The following is an 18,595-nucleotide window of genomic DNA, read 5'->3' on the forward strand; positions in this document are numbered from 1 at the left end:
GCCCCCGACCTGCCCGAGGTCGAGGGCCGTCCGGAACGCTGACCAGCAGGATCCGGGTCAGTGCGGGCGTGCGGCGCCCTCGGCCCGGGTGCCGGGACGACGGGTCTGGGCGTTGCGGGCGGCCAGCGGCGTGGCGACGTCCTCCAGCGACCTGCCCTCGGCGCTGACGCCGAGGACGGCCGCGACGAGACCACCGACGACCATCACCCCGGCGCCGAGCAGGTAGCCGTAGAACAGCGGACCCCGGCTCTCCCCCTCGCCGATCAGCGCGCCGTATATGACCGGGCCGAGGGCACCGAAGCACTGCGCGATCGCGAAGAAGACCGCGATCGCCTTGGCCCGCACCTCCTGCGGGAAGATCTCGCTGACCGTCAGGTAGGCCGCGCTGGCCCCGGCGGAGGCGAAGTAGAAGATGACGCACCAGGCGATCGTCTGGGTGACGGCGGTCAGCACGTCGGCCTGGAACAGGAACGCCGTGACCGCCAGCAGCAGCCCGGACAGGATGTACGTGCCGGCGATCATCTTCTTGCGGCCGATGGTGTCGAACAGGTGCCCGAGGGTCAGCGGCCCGGTCAGGTTGCCGACCGCGAAGGCGATCAGGAACAGCGGCGCCTGCGAGGAGTCGACGTCGTAGAAGTTGCCCAGCACCAGGGTGTAGGTGAAGAAGATGGCGTTGTAGAGGAACGACTGCGTGATCATCAGCGTCGCGCCGTAGACGGCGCGGCTCGGGTACTCCTTGAACAGCACCCGGGCCAGCGCGAAGTAGCCGATGTTCTCGGCCGGCTTCAGCTCGATCGCCCGGTCGTCGTCGACTCGGGGCAGCGTGCGGCCGCCCTGCTCGACCTCCTGCTCGATGTAGCTGATGGTCTCCTCGGCCTCGCGCTCACGGCCGTGCATGACCTGCCAGCGCGGGCTCTCCGGCAGGTGCCGCCGGACGAAGATGATCACCAGGCCGAGGACCGGGCCGATCAGGAAGGCGATCCGCCAGCCCCAGCCCGGGTCCAGCTGGTTGAGGAAGATGTAGGTGCCCAGCGTGCCGATGATGGCGCCGGCCCAGTAGGTGCCGTTCACGGCGATGTCGACCCGGCCGCGGTACTTGGCCGGGATGAGTTCGTCGATCGCGGAGTTGATGGCGGCGTACTCCCCGCCGATGCCCATGCCGCTGATGAACCGGGTCAGGTAGAGGAAGCCGATCCAGAAGGCGCTGTTGCCCAGCGTGAACGCCGTGAGCCCGCTGCCGATCAGGTAGACGGCCAGGGTGATGACGAACAGCTTCTTGCGGCCCAGCTTGTCCGACAGCCGGCCGAAGAACAGCGCGCCGACCACCTCGCCCAGCAGGTAGACGGTGGCGATCAGGCCGGCGGCGGTGGAGGACAGCGCGAGGGTGTCCTCCTCGGTCAGCGTGTCCACGACCGCGCTGGCGACGGTGATCTCCAGGCCGTCGAGGATCCAGGCCACCCCCAGCGCGATGACCATCCGGGTGTGGAACGGGGACCAGGGCAGCCGGTCGATCCGGGCCGGGATGAGGCTGCGGATGCTGCCGGGCACCTGAGCCGCGGGAGCAGTCGTCATGGGGGTCCTCCTGTACGAGCGAGCCCTGCGACTACCCAGCCGAAAGCACTTGACTCATGCAACGACACGATCCCGTCCGCGTACGCCCGGGACCGGTCGGGGACGTCCCGGCTCAACTCGGGGTCCCGACTGCCGATGAGGACCGGGAACGGCGACGTCCGCACTCGCGGGCGGGCTCGGCGGAGGAGGACACGGATGAGGCGGCGCACCAGCAGCCAGGCGGCGGCGACGCTGACGCCCGCACAGATGCCCCGCGACGTCGAGGCCGTCGAGGCCGTCATCGACCAGCTCGACCGCGGCATCAGCGGCGAGGCGCACGGGCACCTGGTCGTCACCGAGACGCTCGTCCGCGAGCTGCAGCTCGGCTACTGCGCCGTCTGGCTGCCCGGGGAGGACGGCGCGTTCCACCTGCACGGCGAGTTCGGCCCGCTGGCCGGCGCGATCGCGGCGGGTCCCGGTGGCCAGGTGGCCCGGATCACGTCGGCCGACGGGTACGGCGGCGAGGCCGTCCGCGCCAGGAAGGCCGTCGTGCTCGACCTGGGCAGCGACCCGCGCTCCTGCCAGCGGTGGGCCGGCGCGCTCGCAGCGGGGGCCACCAGCGGCTGCGTCCTGCCGCTGGTCGAGGACGGCCGGGTGACCGCGCTGCACGAGTACTACACCACCGGCGAGCTGCCGTTCCTCGGCGCCCGGAAGGGCAAGTGGGACTCCCTCGGCCGGCTGCTGAGCCACGCCCGCCGCGCTGCGGTGCAACGGACCCAGCTGCAGGAGACGCTCGACGACCGGGTGGCGGTGACCACGGTGGTGGCCGAGGTCGGGGCGGCCGGCACCCAGCAGGCCGCGCTGCGGACGGCGCTGGACACCGTGCGCGAGGCCTTCGGCTGGGCCTACGGCTCCTACTGGGCGCTCGACGAGGCGGCCGGGGTGCTGCGGTTCCAGCAGGAGTCCGGTTCGGCCGGGGAGGAGTTCCGCAAGGTCACCCTGGCCGCCAGCTTCGCCGAGGGCGTGGGCCTGTCCGGGCGCGCCTGGCGGGCCCGGGACCTGTTCTTCGTCTCCGACATCGGCGAGATGACCGACTGCGTGCGCGCCCCGGCGGCCCAGCGGGCCGGGGTGCGCTCCGGCGTCTGCTTCCCCCTGCTGGTCGGTGGGAGGGTGATCGGCACGATGGACTTCTTCGTCACCGAGACCATCGAGCTGTCCGAGTCGCGGGCCTCGGCGCTGCGCAACGTGCAGCAGCTGGTGTCCCAGCGGCTGGACGTGCTGCGCCGCACCGAGGAGTCCGCGGCCAACGCCCGGGAGCTGCTGGACACCGTCGCCCGGCTGCGGGAGGCCGCCGGCGACGCCGGCCGGGTCGCGGAGTCCGCGGTCGTGCAGGCCTCGACCATGACCGGTGAGGTGGAGGCCCTGGACGAGGCCTCCGCGGCCGTCGGGGAGGTCATCCGGATCATCTCCGGCATCGCCGACCAGACCAACCTGCTGGCGCTGAACGCCACCATCGAGGCCGCCCGCGCCGGGGAGCTGGGCAAGGGCTTCGCGGTGGTGGCCAGCGAGGTCAAGGACCTGGCCCGGGAGACCGCGAAGGCCACCCAGCGGGTGTCGGACCAGATCGCCGGCATCCAGGCCAGCAGCAAGGCCGTGGCCTCCGGCATCCACACCACCGGCGAGATCATCGGCCAGCTCGACGCCGTCCAGGCTCGGATGGGCGAGGTCCTTGAGGAGCAGGCCCGGATGGCCAGCGCCTTCGAGCGCGCCTGATGCTGCGGCGGGTCGTGTCGCGCGCCACCCGACCGTGCACCAGGTTCCTCCGTCTGGGACGTTCCGGACGACGCGATCGCGGGCATGATCGCGGGCATGCAGCTTCCCGGGTCACGGGGCCCCCTCAGCGCCGGACTGTGCACCGACCTCGCCTCCGGCGACTCGATCTCACCGAGCACGGCCGCCGCGGCGGAGACCCTCCTCGCCGCCACGACCGACCCCCTGCTCGACGACGACCTGCAGCTGAGCCTGGCGATCTGCTACGAGCTGCACTACCGCGGCTTCGACGACGTCGCCGACGCCTGGGAGTGGGACCCCGAGCTGCTGCGGCTGCGCGCCCGGCTGGAGCAGCGGCACACCGCCGCGCTGCGGGCCCTGGTCGGTGACGTCGCGGCGACCGGCGCCCCGGTCGACCAACAGCTGACCGCCCTCATCGCCGCGGATGACGGCCCGTCGCTGTCCCGCCACCTGGCGCGGAGCGGCACCCTTGCGCAGTGGCAGGAGTACCTGACGCTGCGGTCGGTCTACCACCTCAAGGAGGGCGACCCGCACACCTGGGCCATCCCGCGGCTGGGTGGCCGGGCGAAGGCGGCGATGGTGGAGATCCAGGCCGACGAGTACGGCGGCGGGTCCGCCGAGCGGATGCACAGCCAGCTGTTCGCCGGGATGATGAGCGACCTGGACCTGGACACCGGGTACGGCGCGCTGTGGGACCACGCCCCGGCGGTCGCGTTCACCGCGGTCAACACCATGTCGCTGTTCGGCCTGCACCGGGCGCTTCGCGGCGCCTGCCTGGGGCACCTGGCGGCGGTGGAGATGACCTCCTCCGAGCCCAGCCGCCGCTACTCGTCGGGGCTGCGCCGGCTGGGCTTCGGCGACGCCACCACCGTGTTCTACGACGAGCACGTCGAGGCCGACGCCGTCCACGAGCAGATCGCCTCGGTCGACATGTGCGGGTCCCTGGTGGCCGAGGAGCCGTCGCTGCTGGCCGACGTCCTGTTCGGCGCGGCCTGCTCGCTGGCCCTCGACGGGCTGACCGCCGTCCACCTGCTCGGTGCCTGGGAGGCCGGCCGCTCCGGGCTGTTCGCCGAGCCCGCCCTGGCTGCCTAGCGGTGCCTAGGCCCGGTCTCGGTGGATGTCGGCCGCCGGGCGCGGGCGGGTGGGGGCGCTCCCGGCGTGGAAGCCGGACCGTTTGTGGGTGCCGTCGCAGAACGGCTTGATGCCGGACCTGCCGCACCGGCACAGCGCGACGGTCCTGCGTCCCGGGTCGATCTCGTTGCCCTCGGTGTCGACCAGCCGGAAGTCCCCGCGGACGAGCAGCGGGCCGTCCCGGTAGGGCGTGATGGTGGCGGTCGGCTCGTCGGCCGGCGGGAGGTCGCGCACCCGCTCGTCGGTCACGTCGTCGGCGGACAGCTCCTCGGTCACGCCGCCATCCTCCCCGCTCTCCGGTCGGTCAGCTCGGGCGGGCTGCCTGCACCGCGGCCGCCGTGTCCCGCGCCCCGTCGGCCGTGAGTCCGGCGACGACGCCGTCGACGTCGGCGGCCGGGCGGTTCTGCGACAGCTTCCACTTGGCCTCGACCCGGCCGATCCGCACCTCGACGCCGACGATCGCCCGCAGCTGGCCGGTGACGAACCGGGCGGGCGCGTCGGTCACCGCCCACGGCTCGGTCCGGCCAGCCTCGTGCGCCGCGGTGAGCCGGGTGACGTGGGCGGCCAGCCAGTCGGCGTCAGAGTGCAGCACCAGCTCACCGTGGACGTGGGCCAGCACGTAGTCCCAGGTCGGCACCACCCGGCCGTGCTCGGCCTTGCTGGCGTACCAGGACGGCGACACGTAGGCGTCGGGCCCGCGGACGATGACCAGGACCTCTCCCACGGTGTCCCGCCACTGCGGGTTGTTGCGCGCGAGGTGGCCGGTCAGCGTGTTCGCCCGGGGGTCGTGGAGCATCGGCAGCGTGGTGGCGGTGAGTCCCGCCGGCGTGCTGCTGACCAGGTCCACGGCCCCCGGCGCGGCCAGCAGCTGGGCGAGGGCGTCGGCCGGGGCGGCGAAGTGCGCGGGGACGTACACGGATCAGTCCTCCTCGGTGCGACCGTAGAACACCCGCTCGACGACGGTGCGGGCGTGCCGGGTGACCCGCCGGTAGTCGTCGAGGAACCGACCGGGGTCGGTGTCGGCGCCGTAGCCGCAGGCCCGGGCGACGCCGTGCAGCTCCAGCCCCTGCCGCGGCAACTGGTCACCGGGCCGACCGCGCACCAGGAAGACGGCGTTGCGCGCCCGGCTGGCCAGCTCCCACGCCGCCCGCAGCGCGCCCGCCTGCTCGGCGTCCAGCAGCCCGGCGGCGCCGATCGCCTCCAGCGCGGCGATCGTCGGGGTGACCTGCAGCTGCGGGTGCGCGGCGGCGTGCTGCAGCTGGAGCAGCTGCACGGTCCACTCGACGTCGGCCAGCCCGCCGCGGCCGAGCTTGGTGTGGGTGGCCGGGTCGGCGCCACGCGGCAGCCGCTCGCTGTCCACCCGCGCCTTGATCCGGCGGATCTCGGCGACCTGCTCGGTGCCCAGCCCGGCGACCGGGTACCGCAGCGGGTCGACCAGGGCGAGGAAGTCCCGGCCCAGCTGCTCGTCCCCGGCCACCGGCTCGGCGCGCAGCAGCGCCTGCACCTCCCAGGTGGAGACCCAGCGCTGGTAGTACTCGGCGAACGCCGACAGGCTGCGCGACAGCGCTCCCTGCCGGCCCTCCGGGCGCAGGTTCGCGTCGACCTCGAAGGCCGGGTCCGGCGCGGGCTCGCCCAGCAGCCGGCGCAGCGTGTGCGCGACGGCGTTGGCCACCGGGGCGGCGCGCGACTCGTCGGTGCCCGCCCGCGCCCGGTGCACGAACAACACGTCGGCGTCCGAGCCGTAGCCCATCTCGGCCCCGCCCAGCCGGCCCATCCCGATCACCGCCAGGTCGACCGGCACGTCGGCCGCGGCCACCCCGGCCTCGGCGGCCCAGCTGCGCACCGCGGCGTCCAGCCCGGCCCGCAGCGTCGCCACCGCGACGTCGTGCAGCGCCCGACCGACTCCGAGCACGTCCAGCCGCCCGAGCAGGTCGGCGCAGGCGATCCGCAGCAGCTCCTGGCGGCGCAGCGAGCGGAGCACCTGCACTCCGGCGGAGGCGTCCCCGGCCCGGGCCACCGCCTGCCGCCAGGCCGAGGTCAGCGCGTCCGCGCCGCGCGGCTCGAGCTGGGCGTCGTCGGCCAGGATGCGCATCGCCTCGGGGGTGCGGGTGAGCAACCCGGCGATGTACTGGCTGGAGCCCAGCAGCACGGCCAGCCGCTCGGCGGCCTGCCCCTCGTCGCGCAGCAGCCGCAGGAACCACTGGTCGCGGCCCAGCGCCTCGCTGACCTTGCGGTAGGCCAGCAGCCCGGCGTCCGGGTCGGCGCACCCGGCGAAGGTCTGCAGCAGCACCGGGAGGAGGTAGCGCTGCATCGACGCCGACCGGCTCAGCCCTCCGGTGAGCGCGGTCAGGTGCCGCAGCGCGCCGTCCGGGTCGGCGAACCCCAGCGCCCGCAGCCAGTCCCCGGCCGCCTTGGGTCCCAGCGCCAGCTGCTCGCCGGGCACCCGCGCCACCGAGGACAGCAGCGGCCGGTAGAAGAGCTTCTCGTGCAGCCGGCGCACCACCCGGGTGTGCAGGGCCAGCTCGGCGCGCAGCACGGCGACCGAGTCGCCGCGGTCGTCGGGCTTGTAGCCCAGCGAACGGGCCAGCCAGCGCAGCTGGTCCTCGGCGACCGGCAGCAGGTGGGTGCGCCGCAGCCGCAGCAGCTGCAACCGGTGCTCCACCGTGCGCAGGAACCGGTAGGAGGCGACCAGCGTCGCGGCGTCGTCCCGGCTGATGTAGCCGCCGGCCCCCAGCGCGATCAGCGCCGGGATGGTCCCGCCGGCCCGCAGCGAGACGTCGGCGCGGCCGTGCACGAGCTGCAGCAGCTGGACGCTGAACTCCACGTCCCGCAGCCCGCCGCGGCCCAGCTTCAGCTCCCGGTCGGCCTGGCCGGCCGGGATGTTGGCCTCCACCCGGCGGCGCATCGCCTGGATCTCGCCCACGAAGCCGGTCCGGTCACCGGCCTTCCAGACCATCGGCCACAACGCGTCGACGTACTCCCGGCCCAGCGCCGGGTCCCCGGTCACCGGGCGCATCTTCAGCAGCGCCTGGAACTCCCAGGTGCTCGCCCACTTCTCGTAGTAGGCGCGCATCCCCGACAGGCTGCGCACCAGCACGCCGGCCTTGCCCTCGGGCCGCAGCGCCGCGTCGACCTCCCAGGCGGCCTGCCCGCAGATCCGCATCAGCGAGCCGGCGACCCGGGTGGCGCTGGCCAGCGCGGCCGCGTCGTCCCCGCCGGAGTCCACCGGCTCGGCGACGAAGACGACGTCGACGTCGCTGACGTAGTTGAGCTCCCGGCCGCCGGTCTTGCCCAGCGCGATGACCGCCAGCCGGCAGGCCGCGGCGTCGGCGGGCTGCTCGGCGACGGCCAGCGCCAGGCCGGCGGTCAGCACCGCACCGGCGATGTCGGCGAGCTCGGCGGCCACCTCGTCGGCGGGCAGCCCGTCACCGAGGTCGCGGCCGGCCACCGACAGCACGGCGCGCAGGTAGGCGTGCTTGAGCTCCGGCACCCGCGCCGGGTCGGGGTCCGGTGCGGCGGTGCCCAGCCGCACCCCCCAGGGCGGGTCGTCGGGGTCCGCGCCGACGGCGAAGAGCATCCGCTGCTCCAGCTCGTGCGGGGTGGGGCGGCCCGCGCCGCGCTCGTCGGCGTCGAGCACCACCCAGTCGGCGGGGTGGGCGGCCAGGTGGTCGCCGAGGCCGGCGGAGGCGCCGAGGACGGCGAGCAGCCGGGACCGCAGCACGCCCGAGCCCCGCAGCCGGGCGAGCAGCCCGGCGGCCAGCTCGCCGGCCGGGTCGGTGGCGTCCAGCACCTCGACCAGCCGGGCCAGCGAGCGGAGCGCGAGGTCGGGGTCGCCGGTGCGGGCCAGCGCAGAGACGACCGGACCGGCCTCGGGGTCGGCCGGCTCGTTGCGCTCGAGGTCCCACAGGCCCAGCGTGGGGTCGGCCAGCAGCCGGGCGGCCCGGGCGCCGTCCTCGAAGCCGAAGCGCACCAGCCGGACGACGGCCCGGCGCGGGACCTCGTCGTCGGGAGCTGGACCGGGAGCCGGACCGGGGGCGATCGCCATCGGTCAGGCGCCGCGGGTCGCGTCGCTCCGCCGGCCGGCCCGGGCGCGCACCAGGTCGGCGAACCGGCCGGCGAACGGTCCCCAGACCTCCGCGAGGTCGGGCTGGACGGCGGCCGCCCGCGCGCAGATGGTGTCGACGTCCAGCCCGCTGGCCGCCACCCCGACCGGGTCGGTCTCGGCCCACTGCCGGATGAGCGGCTCGTCGGGCTCGATGTGGAACTGCAGCCCGTAGACGTGCTCGCCGATCCGGTAGGCCTGGTTCGGATAGCGCGGGTTGCTGGCCAGCAGCGTCGCGCCGGGCGGGAGCCGGTCGATCTCGTCGTGGTGCCACTCGAGCACGTCGGGTGAGAGCGGCAGCGGGCCGAACAGCGGGTCGGCGTCGGCGGCGTCCCGCTTGGCCACCAGCGTGGCGCCGACCTCCGGGCCGTCCTCGCCCACCCGGGTGCTGCCGCCCCCGACCTGGGCGAGCAGCTGGGCGCCCAGGCAGACCGCCAGCGTGGGCACGTCGGCGGCCACCGCCTGGCCGAGCAGGTGCCGCACCCCGACCAGCTCCGGGGCGACCTCCTCGGCGTCCGTCGAGGACTGCGGACCGCCCAGCACGAGCAGCCCGTCGACGCCGGTCAGGTCCGCGGGCAGCGGCTCACCGGTCGACACCCACCGCTCGTCGAGCTCCAGCCCGGCGTCGGTCAGCCACTCCCCCAGGCGGGTGGGCGGATCGGTGTCGGACGGGACGACGACGAGCAGGCGGGCCACATGGGTGAGGTTAGCCGGGCCGCCGGCCGGCCCGTCCCGTGCACTTTCGCGCGCGAAAGTGCACCAGACGGCGCTCAGAGGCCGGGCAGGTAGCGCTTGAGCTCGAAGGGCGTCACGTTCTGCCGGTAGGAGTTGAACTCCTCCCACTTGTTGCGCAGGAAGAAGTCGAACACGTGCTCGCCGAGGGTCTCGGCGACCAGCTCGCTGCCCTGCATCGCGGTCAGCGCCTCGCCGAGCGACACCGGCAGGTCCTGGTAGCCGGCGGCCCGCCGCTCGGTGTCGGTCAGCGACCAGACGTCGTCCTCGGCCTCCGGCGGGAGCTCGTAGCCCTTCTCGATGCCCCGCAGCCCGGCGCTCAGCAGCACCGCGAAGGTCAGGTAGGGGTTGCACGCAGAGTCCGGCGAGCGGACCTCGACCCGCGCGGAGTTGCCCTTGTTCGGCTTGTAGGAGGGCAGCCGGACCAGCGCCGAGCGGTTCGCCCGGCCCCAGGTGGCCGCGGTCGGCGCCTCGGTGCCGGCCAGCAGCCGCCGGTAGGAGTTCACCGTCTGGTTGGTGATCGCGGTCACCTCCCGGGCGTGGGTCAGCAGACCGGCGATGAACTGCTTGCCGGTCGTGGACAGCCGCATCGGGTCGCCCGCGTCGTGGAAGGCGTTCCGGTCGCCCTCGAACAGCGACAGGTGGGTGTGCATCGCGGAGCCGGCCAGCTCGGTGAACGGCTTGGGCATGAAGGTGGCGTGCACGCCCTGGGCGAGCGCGACCTCCCGCACCACGTGCCGCAGCGTCATGATGTTGTCCGCCATCGACAGGGCGTCGGCGTAGCGCAGGTCGATCTCCTGCTGGCCCGGCGCGACCTCGTGGTGGCTGAACTCCACCGAGATGCCCATCGCCTCGAGCGCGAAGACCGCCTCCCGGCGGAAGTCGTGGGCCACGTTGTGCGTGGACAGGTCGAAGTAGCCCCCGGTGTCCGCCGGCTCCGGTGGGCTGCCGTCGCTGGGCAGGTCCTTGAGCAGGAAGAACTCGATCTCGGGGTGGGTGTAGAAGGTGAAGCCCATGTCGGCGGCCTTGGCCAGCGCGCGGCGCAGCACGTGCCGCGGGTCGGCCCAGGCCGGCGAGCCGTCGGGCAGCGTGATGTCGCAGAACATCCGCGCGGTGTCGCTGGCCTGCCCGCGGGAGGCCGGCATGACCTGGAAGGTGCCGGGGTCGGGCTTGGCGAGCATGTCGGACTCGTAGACCCGGGCGAAGCCCTCGATCGCCGAGCCGTCGAAGCCGATCCCCTCGGCGAAGGCGGCCTCGATCTCGGCCGGGGCGACGGCGACCGCCTTCAGGTACCCCGACACGTCGGTGAACCACAGCCGCACGAAGCGGATGTCGCGCTCCTCCAGGGTGCGCAGGACGAACTCCTGCTGGCGGTCCATGGTGGCCATCGTCGTCTCCGGGGATGTCGGTGGTGTTACCGGCCCCACCCTGCCCGGTCGGGGTGGACGCCAGGTGGACCAGGCGCGTGTCGCAGGTGGACCGGTCAGCCCGCGAGCGCCGACCCGGCACGCCAGTCGGTCCAGCTGGCGTTCCAGTCCCCGAAGCCGTCCCAGACCTGCAGCGCCGGGCCGGCGGCGCCGACCTCGACCACGTCGCCCCGGCCGAAGTTCTCGTAGAACCAGCCGGCGTCGGCGGTGGAGACGTTCAGGCAGCCGTGCGAGACGTTGCGCCGGCCCTGGTCGCGGACCGACCAGGGCGCCGCGTGCACGAAGATCCCCGAGTTCGACAGCCGCGAGGCGTACTCGACGTCGGTGCGGTAGCCGCCCGGGGCGTCGATCGCCACGCCGTAGGTCGACGAGTCCATCGTGTAGTGCCGGGACTGCCCCATCACCACGTAGGTGCCGGTGGGGGTCGGGTTGGCCCGGTTGCCCAGCGAGGTGGGCATGGTCCGCACCAGCTGGTCGTCGACGTAGAGCCGCAGCTGGAGCTCCGCGGCGTCGACCACGGCGACCTTCTTGGGCCCGACGTCGAACTCGACGTGCTCGCTGCGCTGGCCGTGGACGCCGTCGCCCACGTCCAGGCCGTAGACGTCGACGTCCACCGCGACGTGGGTGTGGGCCGGCCAGTACTGCTCGGGCCGGAAGTGCACGGTCCGGTCCGACAGCCACGACCAGGAGCCGGCGACCGCCGGCGTGCTGGTGACCCGCAGCTGCCGCTCCACCGCCGCCCGGTCGGTCACGTCTTCGTCGAAGGTCACCGAGACCGGCTGACCGACCCCCACCGAGCCGCCGTCGGGGTAGACGGTGGGCAGGGTGAGCGTGCGCGGGCGCACGGTGCTGATCGTGCCGGTCGTCTCGGCGGGCGTGCCGATGGCGCCGACGGCGGTGGCCGTGACGGCGTACGTGGTGCCGTAGGCGAGGTCGGCCGCGGCGGTCCAGGTCGTCCCGTCGGGGTCCAGGCCGCCGGGCAGGACGACGCCGTCCTCATCGGTGACCGTGACCGCGGTGAGCTCCCCGTGGCCGGCGTTGACGTGCAACGGGGTCACCGGGTCGACGTCCACGGAGTCCAGCGGCGGATCGGTGCTGATCACCACCGGCTCGGCCACGGCCGGCACCGGCTGCGCGCTCGTCGTCGTCACCGCCGGCGCCGCCCGGGCGTGGTCGTCTGCACCGGAGCGGCAGGCGGGCAGCGCGAGCACCACCAGCGCCGTGAGGACGGCGGTGGTGCGGGAGGAGCGGGTTCCGGACATGGCGCTCCCCGATGGCTGAGGCGGACGACATCGACCGTATCGGCAGGTCGGAGGCCTGCTGTGACGGTGGACACCGTCCCGCCGGCCGCCCTGGATGGCCGGGGCGCGCACCGGACGACCAGACTGGGAGTCGTGACTGCACCGGTACAGCTGCGCGTGGCGCTCGCTCAGGTCGACACCCGGGTCGGCGACCTCGCCGGCAACGCGGACCTCGTCCTCGAGTGGACCCGGCGGGCCGCGGCGGAGACCGCTCACCTGGTCGTCTTCCCGGAGATGACGCTCACCGGCTACCCCGCCGAGGACCTGGTGCTGCGCGAGTCCTTCGCCCGGGCCAGCGAGCAGACCCTGGTCGACCTCGCCACCCGGCTCGCCGAGGCGGGGCTCGAGGAGACCGCCGTCGTCGTCGGGTACCTGGCGCACACGGAAGGACCCGGGCCGGCGCCGGTCGACCACGCCCCGGCCGAGGCCGAGGACACCCCGGGCGACGCGAACCCGCGCCGCGGCGCGCCCCGCAACGCCGCCGCGCTGCTGCACGGTGGCGTGGTCGTCGCCAGGTACCACAAGCGGCACCTGCCCAACTACGGCGTCTTCGACGAGGCCCGCTACTTCGTGCCCGGCAGCGAGCTGCCCGTGGTCCGGCTGCACGGGGTGGACGTCGCGCTGACCATCTGCGAGGACCTCTGGGTGGAGGGCGGCCCGTGCGGCGTCGCCGGGCAGGCCGGCGTCGACCTCGTCGTCTCCCCCAACGCCTCCCCGTACGAGCGCGCCAAGGACGACCTGCGGCTGCCGCTGGTGCAGCGCCGGGCCGCCGAGGCGCGGGCACCGATCGTCTACGCCAACCTGGTCGGCGGTCAGGACGAGCTGGTCTTCGACGGCGACTCGCTGGCGGTCGCCGCCGACGGGGAGCTGCTGGCCCGCGCACCCCAGTTCGTCGAGCACCTGCTCACCGTCGACCTCACGCTGGACCCGGCTGCGGTGCCCGAGCGGCGGGAGGGCCGGATCGGCCCGATGACGGTCACCCGGCACCTGGTGTCCGATGCCCCGGTCGCACCGTTCGAGCCGCGCCCGGGCAGCGTGGCTGAGCCGCTGAGCGACGCCGAGGAGGTCTGGCGGGCGCTGGTGCTGGGCCTGCGCGACTTCATCGACAAGAACGGCATGCCCTCGGTCGTGCTCGGCATGTCCGGCGGCATCGACTCCGCACTGGTGGCCGCGCTCGCCGTCGACGCGCTCGGCCCGGACCGGGTGGTCGGCGTCGGGCTGCCGTCGCGGTGGTCCAGCGAGCACTCGCTGTCCGACGCCGAGGACTCCGCCGAGCGGTTGGGGATGCACTACTCCGTCGTCCCGATCGCGCCGATGGTCGAGGCGTACGAGGCGTCGGTGGAGCTGTCCGGGGTGGCTGCGGAGAACCTGCAGGCCCGGGTGCGCGGCACGCTGCTCATGGGGCTGTCCAACCAGCACGGCCACCTGCTGCTGGCCACCAGCAACAAGAGCGAGGTGGCGGTCGGCTACTCGACCCTCTACGGCGACGCCGCCGGCGGCTTCGCGCCGATCAAGGACGTGCTCAAGACGCTGGTGTGGGACCTGGCCCGCTGGCGCAACGCCCACGCCCGGGAGCGCGGCGAGGTCGAGCCGATCCCGCAGAACTCGATCGACAAGCCGCCCTCGGCCGAGCTGGCGCCCGGACAGCAGGACAGCGACTCGCTGCCCTCCTACGAGGAGCTGGACGCGGTCATCACCGACTACGTCGACCGCGACCTCGGGATGGCCGAGCTGCTCGAGCGTGGGCACGACCCGGAGGTCGTCGCCCGGGTGCTCCGGCTGGTCGACACGGCGGAGTTCAAGCGCCGCCAAGCGGCCCCCGGCACCAAGATCTCGCTGAAGGCGTTCGGCCGGGACCGGCGCCTGCCGGTCACCAACCGCTGGCGGGAGAGCCTGCCCAGCGTGCGCGAAGGAGCGGCACAGGCATGACCGAATCGGTGCTGTACGGCGGGGGGTCCACCGCCCGGGTGCGCGTGCACCACCTGCAGCAGGCCAAGGAGCGCGGCGAGAGGTGGGCGATGCTCACCGCCTACGACACCTACGCCGCGCAGGTGTTCGAGGAGGCCGGCATCCCGGTGATGCTGGTGGGCGACTCCGCCGGCAACGTCGTCCTCGGCCACGCCTCGACGGTGCCGGTGACGGTCGAGGACATGCTGCTGCTGACCAAGGCGGTCACCCGGTCGACCTCGCGGTCGCTGATCGTCGCCGACCTGCCCTTCGGCAGCTACGAGTCCGGCCCGCAGCAGGCCTTCGACACCGCCGTCCGGCTGATGAAGGAGGGCGGCGCGCAGGCGGTCAAGCTCGAGGGCGGGGTGCGGGTCGCGCCGCAGATCCGGCTGCTGGTCGACGCCGGCATCCCGGTGATGGCGCACATCGGCTTCACCCCGCAGAGCGAGCACGCCCTGGGCGGGTTCCGGGTGCAGGGCCGCGGGGCCGGCGCCGAGCAGCTGCTGGCCGACGCGCACGCCGTCCAGGACGCCGGGGCCTTCGCCGTCGTGCTGGAGATGGTGCCGGCCGGGATCGCCGGCCAGGTGACCAAGGAGCTGTCCATCCCGACCATCGGCATCGGCGCCGGCGCCGACTGCGACGCCCAGGTGCTGGTCTGGCCGGACATGGCCGGGCTCAACGCCGGCCGGGTGCCGAAGTTCGTGAAGAAGTACGCCGACCTGCGCGGTGAGCTGCTGCGCGCAGCCCAGGAGTACGCCGCCGAGGTCCGCGAGGGAGTCTTCCCCAGCCCCGAGCACTCTTTCGATTGACGTCCTCCGGACGTCACCGCGGCCAGGAGCCGTCCCCGGCCGCCGCTGAGCCGCTTGGTCCGTGCCCGTCGGGGAGCCTCCGGCCCCCGCGACGGGACCGGACAGCGGCCTACCGGCCGCAACTACACGTCGGTGATGCGGACGCCGGCGTGGGCCTTGTAGCGGCGGTTGACCGACACCAGGTTGATCGTCAGCGCCTCGACCTGCCGTGCGTTGCGCAGCCGCCCGGCGTACACCCCCCGCATGCCCGGGAGGCGACCGGCCAGCGCCTGCACCAGGTCGGTGCCCTCGCGGGTGTCGCCGACGACCATGACGTCGCCGTCCAGGGTCGGCTGGGAGAGGTCCTCCAGCGTCACCGCGGACAGGTGGTGGAACGCGCCGACGACGGAGCTGTCCGGCAGCAGCGCGGCCGCCTGCTGGCAGACGCTGCCCTCCGGGACGTCGAGCACGTAGGCGCCGAGCTCGTCCCAGCCCATCGGCACCACGCAGTCGACGACGACCTTGCCCGCCAGCGGGGTGGCCAGCTCGGCGATGGTCTCGGCGTGCCCGGCGTAGGGGACGGCGACGATGACCACGTCGGCCGCGCCGGCGACGTCCACGTTGGACCCGCCGCGCACCGACACCTCGACCCCGCCGGCGGCCGCCCTGGCCCGGGTGGCCACCTCGCCGGCGACCTCCTCGGCGCGCTGGGCGTCCCGGGACCCGAGCAGCACCCGCTGGCCGGCGGCGGCCAGCCGGACCGCCAGCCCACGCCCCTGCGGTCCGGTCCCCCCGAGCACCCCGACGACGAGGTCCTCCACCGCACGTCCGTCCGTCACGAGCCCTCCCGTCCCCGCGGGCGACCCGGCCGGACGCCCCTGCCGAGGATCATGCCTCGGCGGTCCTGCGGCGGCTGACCCGGTGGGTTCAGCGGTCGCCCTCGTCCCAGGCGCGGTCCTCGGCGTCGGCCCGCTCGTTCCGCTCGGCGACCTTGTCCAGCGCGTGCTCGGCCTCCGACCGGGTGGCGAAGGGGCCGAGCCGGTGACGCTCGGCGCAGCCGTCCCTGGTCTCGACGGTGTGGTGCTTCAGACAGAAGAAGAAGGGGCCCTCGTCCAACGTCGTCTCCTCTCGGGAACTGCTCCGGCGTGCAGCCTTCCACCCCCTCCCGGGTCGGCGCTGGGCCGGCCGGACCGGCCGCGACCCGGACGAGTTCCGGAAACAGGAGAGCTCGATGGGGTTCTGCTGGACCCGCGTGTGGTGCATCCTGCTGCCATGTCGGGGGACGAACCGCTGCACCGAGGTCGCGATCGTCCTGCCCGCACCGTCACCGACCTGCGGCGGGAGGACGACCCGGCCCTCGCGGCGGACGGCTCGGACACCCGGCTCGCCGCCCGCTGCCTGGCCGCGCTGCTGGGCGTCGGGGCGGCTCTGGGTTCGCTGAACCTCCTCATCGACGGCGTGCTGCGCCCCGGACCGACCCGGCCGGTGTACGCCGTGACCATGGCCGGGCTGCTGGTCCTGGGCCTGGTCGTCCTCGTGCGCCGGCGGGTGAACGCGGCGACCACCGCGACGATGGTGGTCGTCGGTGACCTCGTCTACGTCGTCGTGGCGGAGTCGGTCACCGACCCGTTGCGCTACGCCTCACCGCTGATGCTGCTGTTCTGCTGCGTCGCCGCCGCCTGGTTCCTCGGGCCCCGGATGCTCGCGCTGCACATGGCCCTGGTGGTCGCCGCCTGTGCTGCCGTGCTGGGCCGCAGCTACCCCGACACCGCGAGCCTGCTGGTGCAGGTCACGGTGAACGCCGCCGTCCTGGACCTGATGACCCTGGTGATCTTCCTGCTGCGCCGGCGGGTGCAGCGACTGCTCGTGCACACCGTGGCGCTGTCGTCCACCGACCCGCTCACCGGGCTGGCGAACCGCCGCTCGCTGGTCGAGCAGGCCCCCCGGATCTGGAAGCAGGCCCGCCGCGACGGGGAGCGGGTGGCCGCGCTGGTGCTGGACCTGGACCACTTCAAGCGGCTCAACGACGCCTTCGGGCATGCCGCCGGTGACGACGTGCTGCGCTGCGTGTCCGCCGCGCTGGCCGCGACCGTCCGCCCGACCGACGTCCTGGCCCGCACCGGTGGCGAGGAACTGGTCGTGCTCGGGCTGGTCGCCGACAACAGCGAGGCTCGGCACCTGGCCGAGCGGCTGCGGTCGGCCGTGGCAGCCAGCGGCTCGGAGCACCACCGCAAGGTCACCGTCTCCATCGGGGTGGCGCTCACCCGCCCCGGCTACGGCGAGGACCCCGCGGACGCGCTGTGGCGGCTCATCGACCGGGCCGACGTGGCGATGTACCAGGCGAAGCAGCACGGCCGGGACCAGGTGGCGCTGGCCGCCGCGGCCGTCGTCCCGGCGCCCCGCGTCCCCGGCGGGCCCACGCCGCGCGCCGCCAGCGGGCGGACCTGATCGCTCGACGGTGCACTGGTCCGTGGGGTCTGTTCTCCTACCGGCATGACCGCCACCGTCGACCTGACCGTCCCGGACCCCACCCGCACCGTGCCCCTGCCGCTCCGCGAGCAGGCCGACGTGCGAGCCCGCTGGCTGACCCAGCGCCTGCTCGACGTGCTCCCCGGGCTGATGGACCGCGCCGGCATCGACCTGTGGATCGTGCTCGGCCGCGAGTACAACGAGGACCCGGTGCTGGCCACCATGCTGCCGGCGACCTGGCTGTCGGCCCGGCGGCGGACGATCCTGCTGTTCCACCGCAGCGACGACGGCGTCACCGCCGCGGCCGTCTCCCGCTACCCGGTCGGCCAGTTCCTCACCGCCTGGGAACCCGACGAGACCCCCGGGACGACCGCCGCGCAGTCGCAGTGGGCCGCGCTGCGCCGGTTCGTCGACCAGGCCGCACCGCGGACCATCGGGGTGGACTCCTCCCCCGTCTTCGCGCACGCCGACGGCCTCTCGCACACCGAGCACGGGCTGCTGGTGCAGGCGCTGGGTCCGCACGCGGACAGGCTCGTGTCGGCCGAGCAGCTCGCCGTCGGCTGGCTGGAGACCCGGCTGCCCGAGGAGATCGCGGCGATGCACGCGATGAACCGCCTCGTCCACCAGGTGATCGACGAGGCCTACTCCCCCGCCGTCATCACGGTCGGGGAGACCACCGCGCTGGACGTCGCCTGGTGGATCCGGCAGCGCTTCGCCGACCTCGGCGTCGACGGCTGGTTCCAGCCCACCGTCGGGCTGCAGCGCGCCGGCGTCCCGCTGGCCGACGAGCGCGGCACGGCGCTGCCCGGCGTGCCCTGGGACGCCGTCATCTCCCCCGGCGACCTGGTGCACTGCGACGTCGGCCTGTCCACGCTGGGGCTGACGACCGACACCCAGCGCAACGGCTACGTGCTGCGCCCCGGGGAGACCCGGGCACCGGCCGGTCTGGTCGCGGCGCTGGCCGTCGGCAACCGGATGCAGGACCTCACCACCGAGGCCCTGCAGCCCGGCCGCACCGGCGACGAGGTGCTCGCCGCCGCGCGGGCCGCCGCTGCGGCCGCGGGCGTGGACGGCGACGTCTACTCCCACCCGGTCGGGGTCCACGGCCACGGCGCCGGTCCGGCGATCGGCCTGTGGGACCAGCAGGACGGCGTGCCCGGCGCGGGCTCGGCGCCGGTCCGCACCGACACGGTGTGGGCCCTGGAGCTGTGCGTGCGGGTCCCGGTGCCCGAGTGGGGCGGTCAGCTGGTGCGGCTGGGGCTGGAACAGGGCATCGCGCTCACCGAACGCGGGGTGGAGTACCTCGACGAGCGGCAGACCGAGCTCATCCTCATCCCGTCGTCCTGACCGGTCCCC

General features: G+C 74.2%; 15 protein-coding genes. 6 read left to right on the forward strand and 9 right to left on the reverse strand.

Features of this window, described 5'->3' with window-relative positions; all coding sequences use genetic code 11:
- Window positions 1–57: 57 nt before the first annotated feature.
- Entirely contained in the window at window positions 58–1,572 is a 1,515-nt protein-coding gene (locus FHL79_RS00605; RefSeq protein ID WP_138756704.1) for an MFS transporter, read from the reverse strand.
- 195 nt (window positions 1,573–1,767) lie between these two features.
- Here FHL79_RS00605 and FHL79_RS26050 point away from each other — a divergent pair, with 195 nt between their 5' ends.
- Window positions 1,768–3,324: a methyl-accepting chemotaxis protein gene (locus FHL79_RS26050; protein ID WP_138756705.1), complete on the forward strand. Its 1,557-nt coding sequence runs from the start codon at window positions 1,768–1,770 to the stop codon at window positions 3,322–3,324.
- Between the two features lie 96 nt (window positions 3,325–3,420).
- A complete protein-coding gene (locus tag FHL79_RS00615; protein WP_138756706.1) occupies window positions 3,421–4,434 on the forward strand; it encodes an iron-containing redox enzyme family protein in 1,014 nt (337 codons plus the stop codon).
- Window positions 4,435–4,440: 6 nt separating this feature from the next.
- Here FHL79_RS00615 and FHL79_RS00620 read toward each other — a convergent pair whose 3' ends face one another.
- The 6 genes from FHL79_RS00620 to FHL79_RS00645 form a co-directional block, all read right to left on the reverse strand.
- Window positions 4,441–4,749 (reverse strand): CDGSH iron-sulfur domain-containing protein, encoded by a 309-nt coding sequence (locus FHL79_RS00620; protein ID WP_138756707.1) that lies wholly within the window; start codon window positions 4,747–4,749, stop codon window positions 4,441–4,443.
- 28 nt (window positions 4,750–4,777) lie between these two features.
- Window positions 4,778–5,389 (reverse strand): FMN-binding negative transcriptional regulator, encoded by a 612-nt coding sequence (locus tag FHL79_RS00625; RefSeq protein WP_138756708.1) that lies wholly within the window; start codon window positions 5,387–5,389, stop codon window positions 4,778–4,780.
- A 3-nt stretch (window positions 5,390–5,392) separates the two neighbouring features.
- Entirely contained in the window at window positions 5,393–8,518 is a 3,126-nt protein-coding gene (locus FHL79_RS00630; protein ID WP_138756709.1) for a bifunctional [glutamine synthetase] adenylyltransferase/[glutamine synthetase]-adenylyl-L-tyrosine phosphorylase, read from the reverse strand.
- A gap of 3 nt (window positions 8,519–8,521) precedes the next feature.
- On the reverse strand, window positions 8,522–9,271 hold the full coding sequence (locus FHL79_RS00635) for a type 1 glutamine amidotransferase (RefSeq protein ID WP_138756710.1): 750 nt from the start codon (window positions 9,269–9,271) through the stop codon (window positions 8,522–8,524).
- 74 nt (window positions 9,272–9,345) lie between these two features.
- Complete coding sequence (glnA, locus tag FHL79_RS00640; RefSeq protein ID WP_246080174.1) at window positions 9,346–10,695, reverse strand: type I glutamate--ammonia ligase; 1,350 nt, start codon at window positions 10,693–10,695, stop codon at window positions 9,346–9,348.
- A 95-nt stretch (window positions 10,696–10,790) separates the two neighbouring features.
- The gene (locus FHL79_RS00645) at window positions 10,791–11,996 is read right to left on the reverse strand and encodes a L,D-transpeptidase (protein WP_138756711.1); all 1,206 of its coding nucleotides are present in this window, start codon (window positions 11,994–11,996) and stop codon (window positions 10,791–10,793) included.
- Between the two features lie 132 nt (window positions 11,997–12,128).
- On the opposite strand from FHL79_RS00645, the gene FHL79_RS00650 reads away from it, so the two are divergent.
- Window positions 12,129–13,964: an NAD+ synthase gene (locus FHL79_RS00650; protein ID WP_138756712.1), complete on the forward strand. Its 1,836-nt coding sequence runs from the start codon at window positions 12,129–12,131 to the stop codon at window positions 13,962–13,964.
- On the forward strand, window positions 13,961–14,791 hold the full coding sequence (gene panB / locus FHL79_RS00655) for a 3-methyl-2-oxobutanoate hydroxymethyltransferase (protein ID WP_138756713.1): 831 nt from the start codon (window positions 13,961–13,963) through the stop codon (window positions 14,789–14,791). Before FHL79_RS00650 ends, panB begins: the two co-directional genes overlap by 4 nt.
- Before the next feature lie 122 nt (window positions 14,792–14,913).
- Here panB and npdG read toward each other — a convergent pair whose 3' ends face one another.
- Together npdG and FHL79_RS00665 are read right to left on the reverse strand one after the other, a co-directional pair.
- Window positions 14,914–15,609 (reverse strand): NADPH-dependent F420 reductase, encoded by a 696-nt coding sequence (gene npdG, locus FHL79_RS00660; RefSeq protein WP_138756714.1) that lies wholly within the window; start codon window positions 15,607–15,609, stop codon window positions 14,914–14,916.
- Window positions 15,610–15,697: 88 nt separating this feature from the next.
- The gene (locus tag FHL79_RS00665) at window positions 15,698–15,886 is read right to left on the reverse strand and encodes a hypothetical protein (protein ID WP_138756715.1); all 189 of its coding nucleotides are present in this window, start codon (window positions 15,884–15,886) and stop codon (window positions 15,698–15,700) included.
- A 156-nt stretch (window positions 15,887–16,042) separates the two neighbouring features.
- Here FHL79_RS00665 and FHL79_RS00670 point away from each other — a divergent pair, with 156 nt between their 5' ends.
- Both FHL79_RS00670 and FHL79_RS00675 read left to right on the forward strand, forming a co-directional pair.
- Window positions 16,043–17,218 (forward strand): GGDEF domain-containing protein, encoded by a 1,176-nt coding sequence (locus FHL79_RS00670; RefSeq protein ID WP_246080176.1) that lies wholly within the window; start codon window positions 16,043–16,045, stop codon window positions 17,216–17,218.
- Between the two features lie 45 nt (window positions 17,219–17,263).
- Entirely contained in the window at window positions 17,264–18,586 is a 1,323-nt protein-coding gene (locus FHL79_RS00675; protein WP_138756716.1) for a M24 family metallopeptidase, read from the forward strand.
- The last annotated feature ends 9 nt before the right edge of the window (window positions 18,587–18,595 follow it).

The organism is Modestobacter altitudinis (assembly GCF_005930475.1).
Lineage (GTDB): Bacteria > Actinomycetota > Actinomycetes > Mycobacteriales > Geodermatophilaceae > Modestobacter > Modestobacter altitudinis.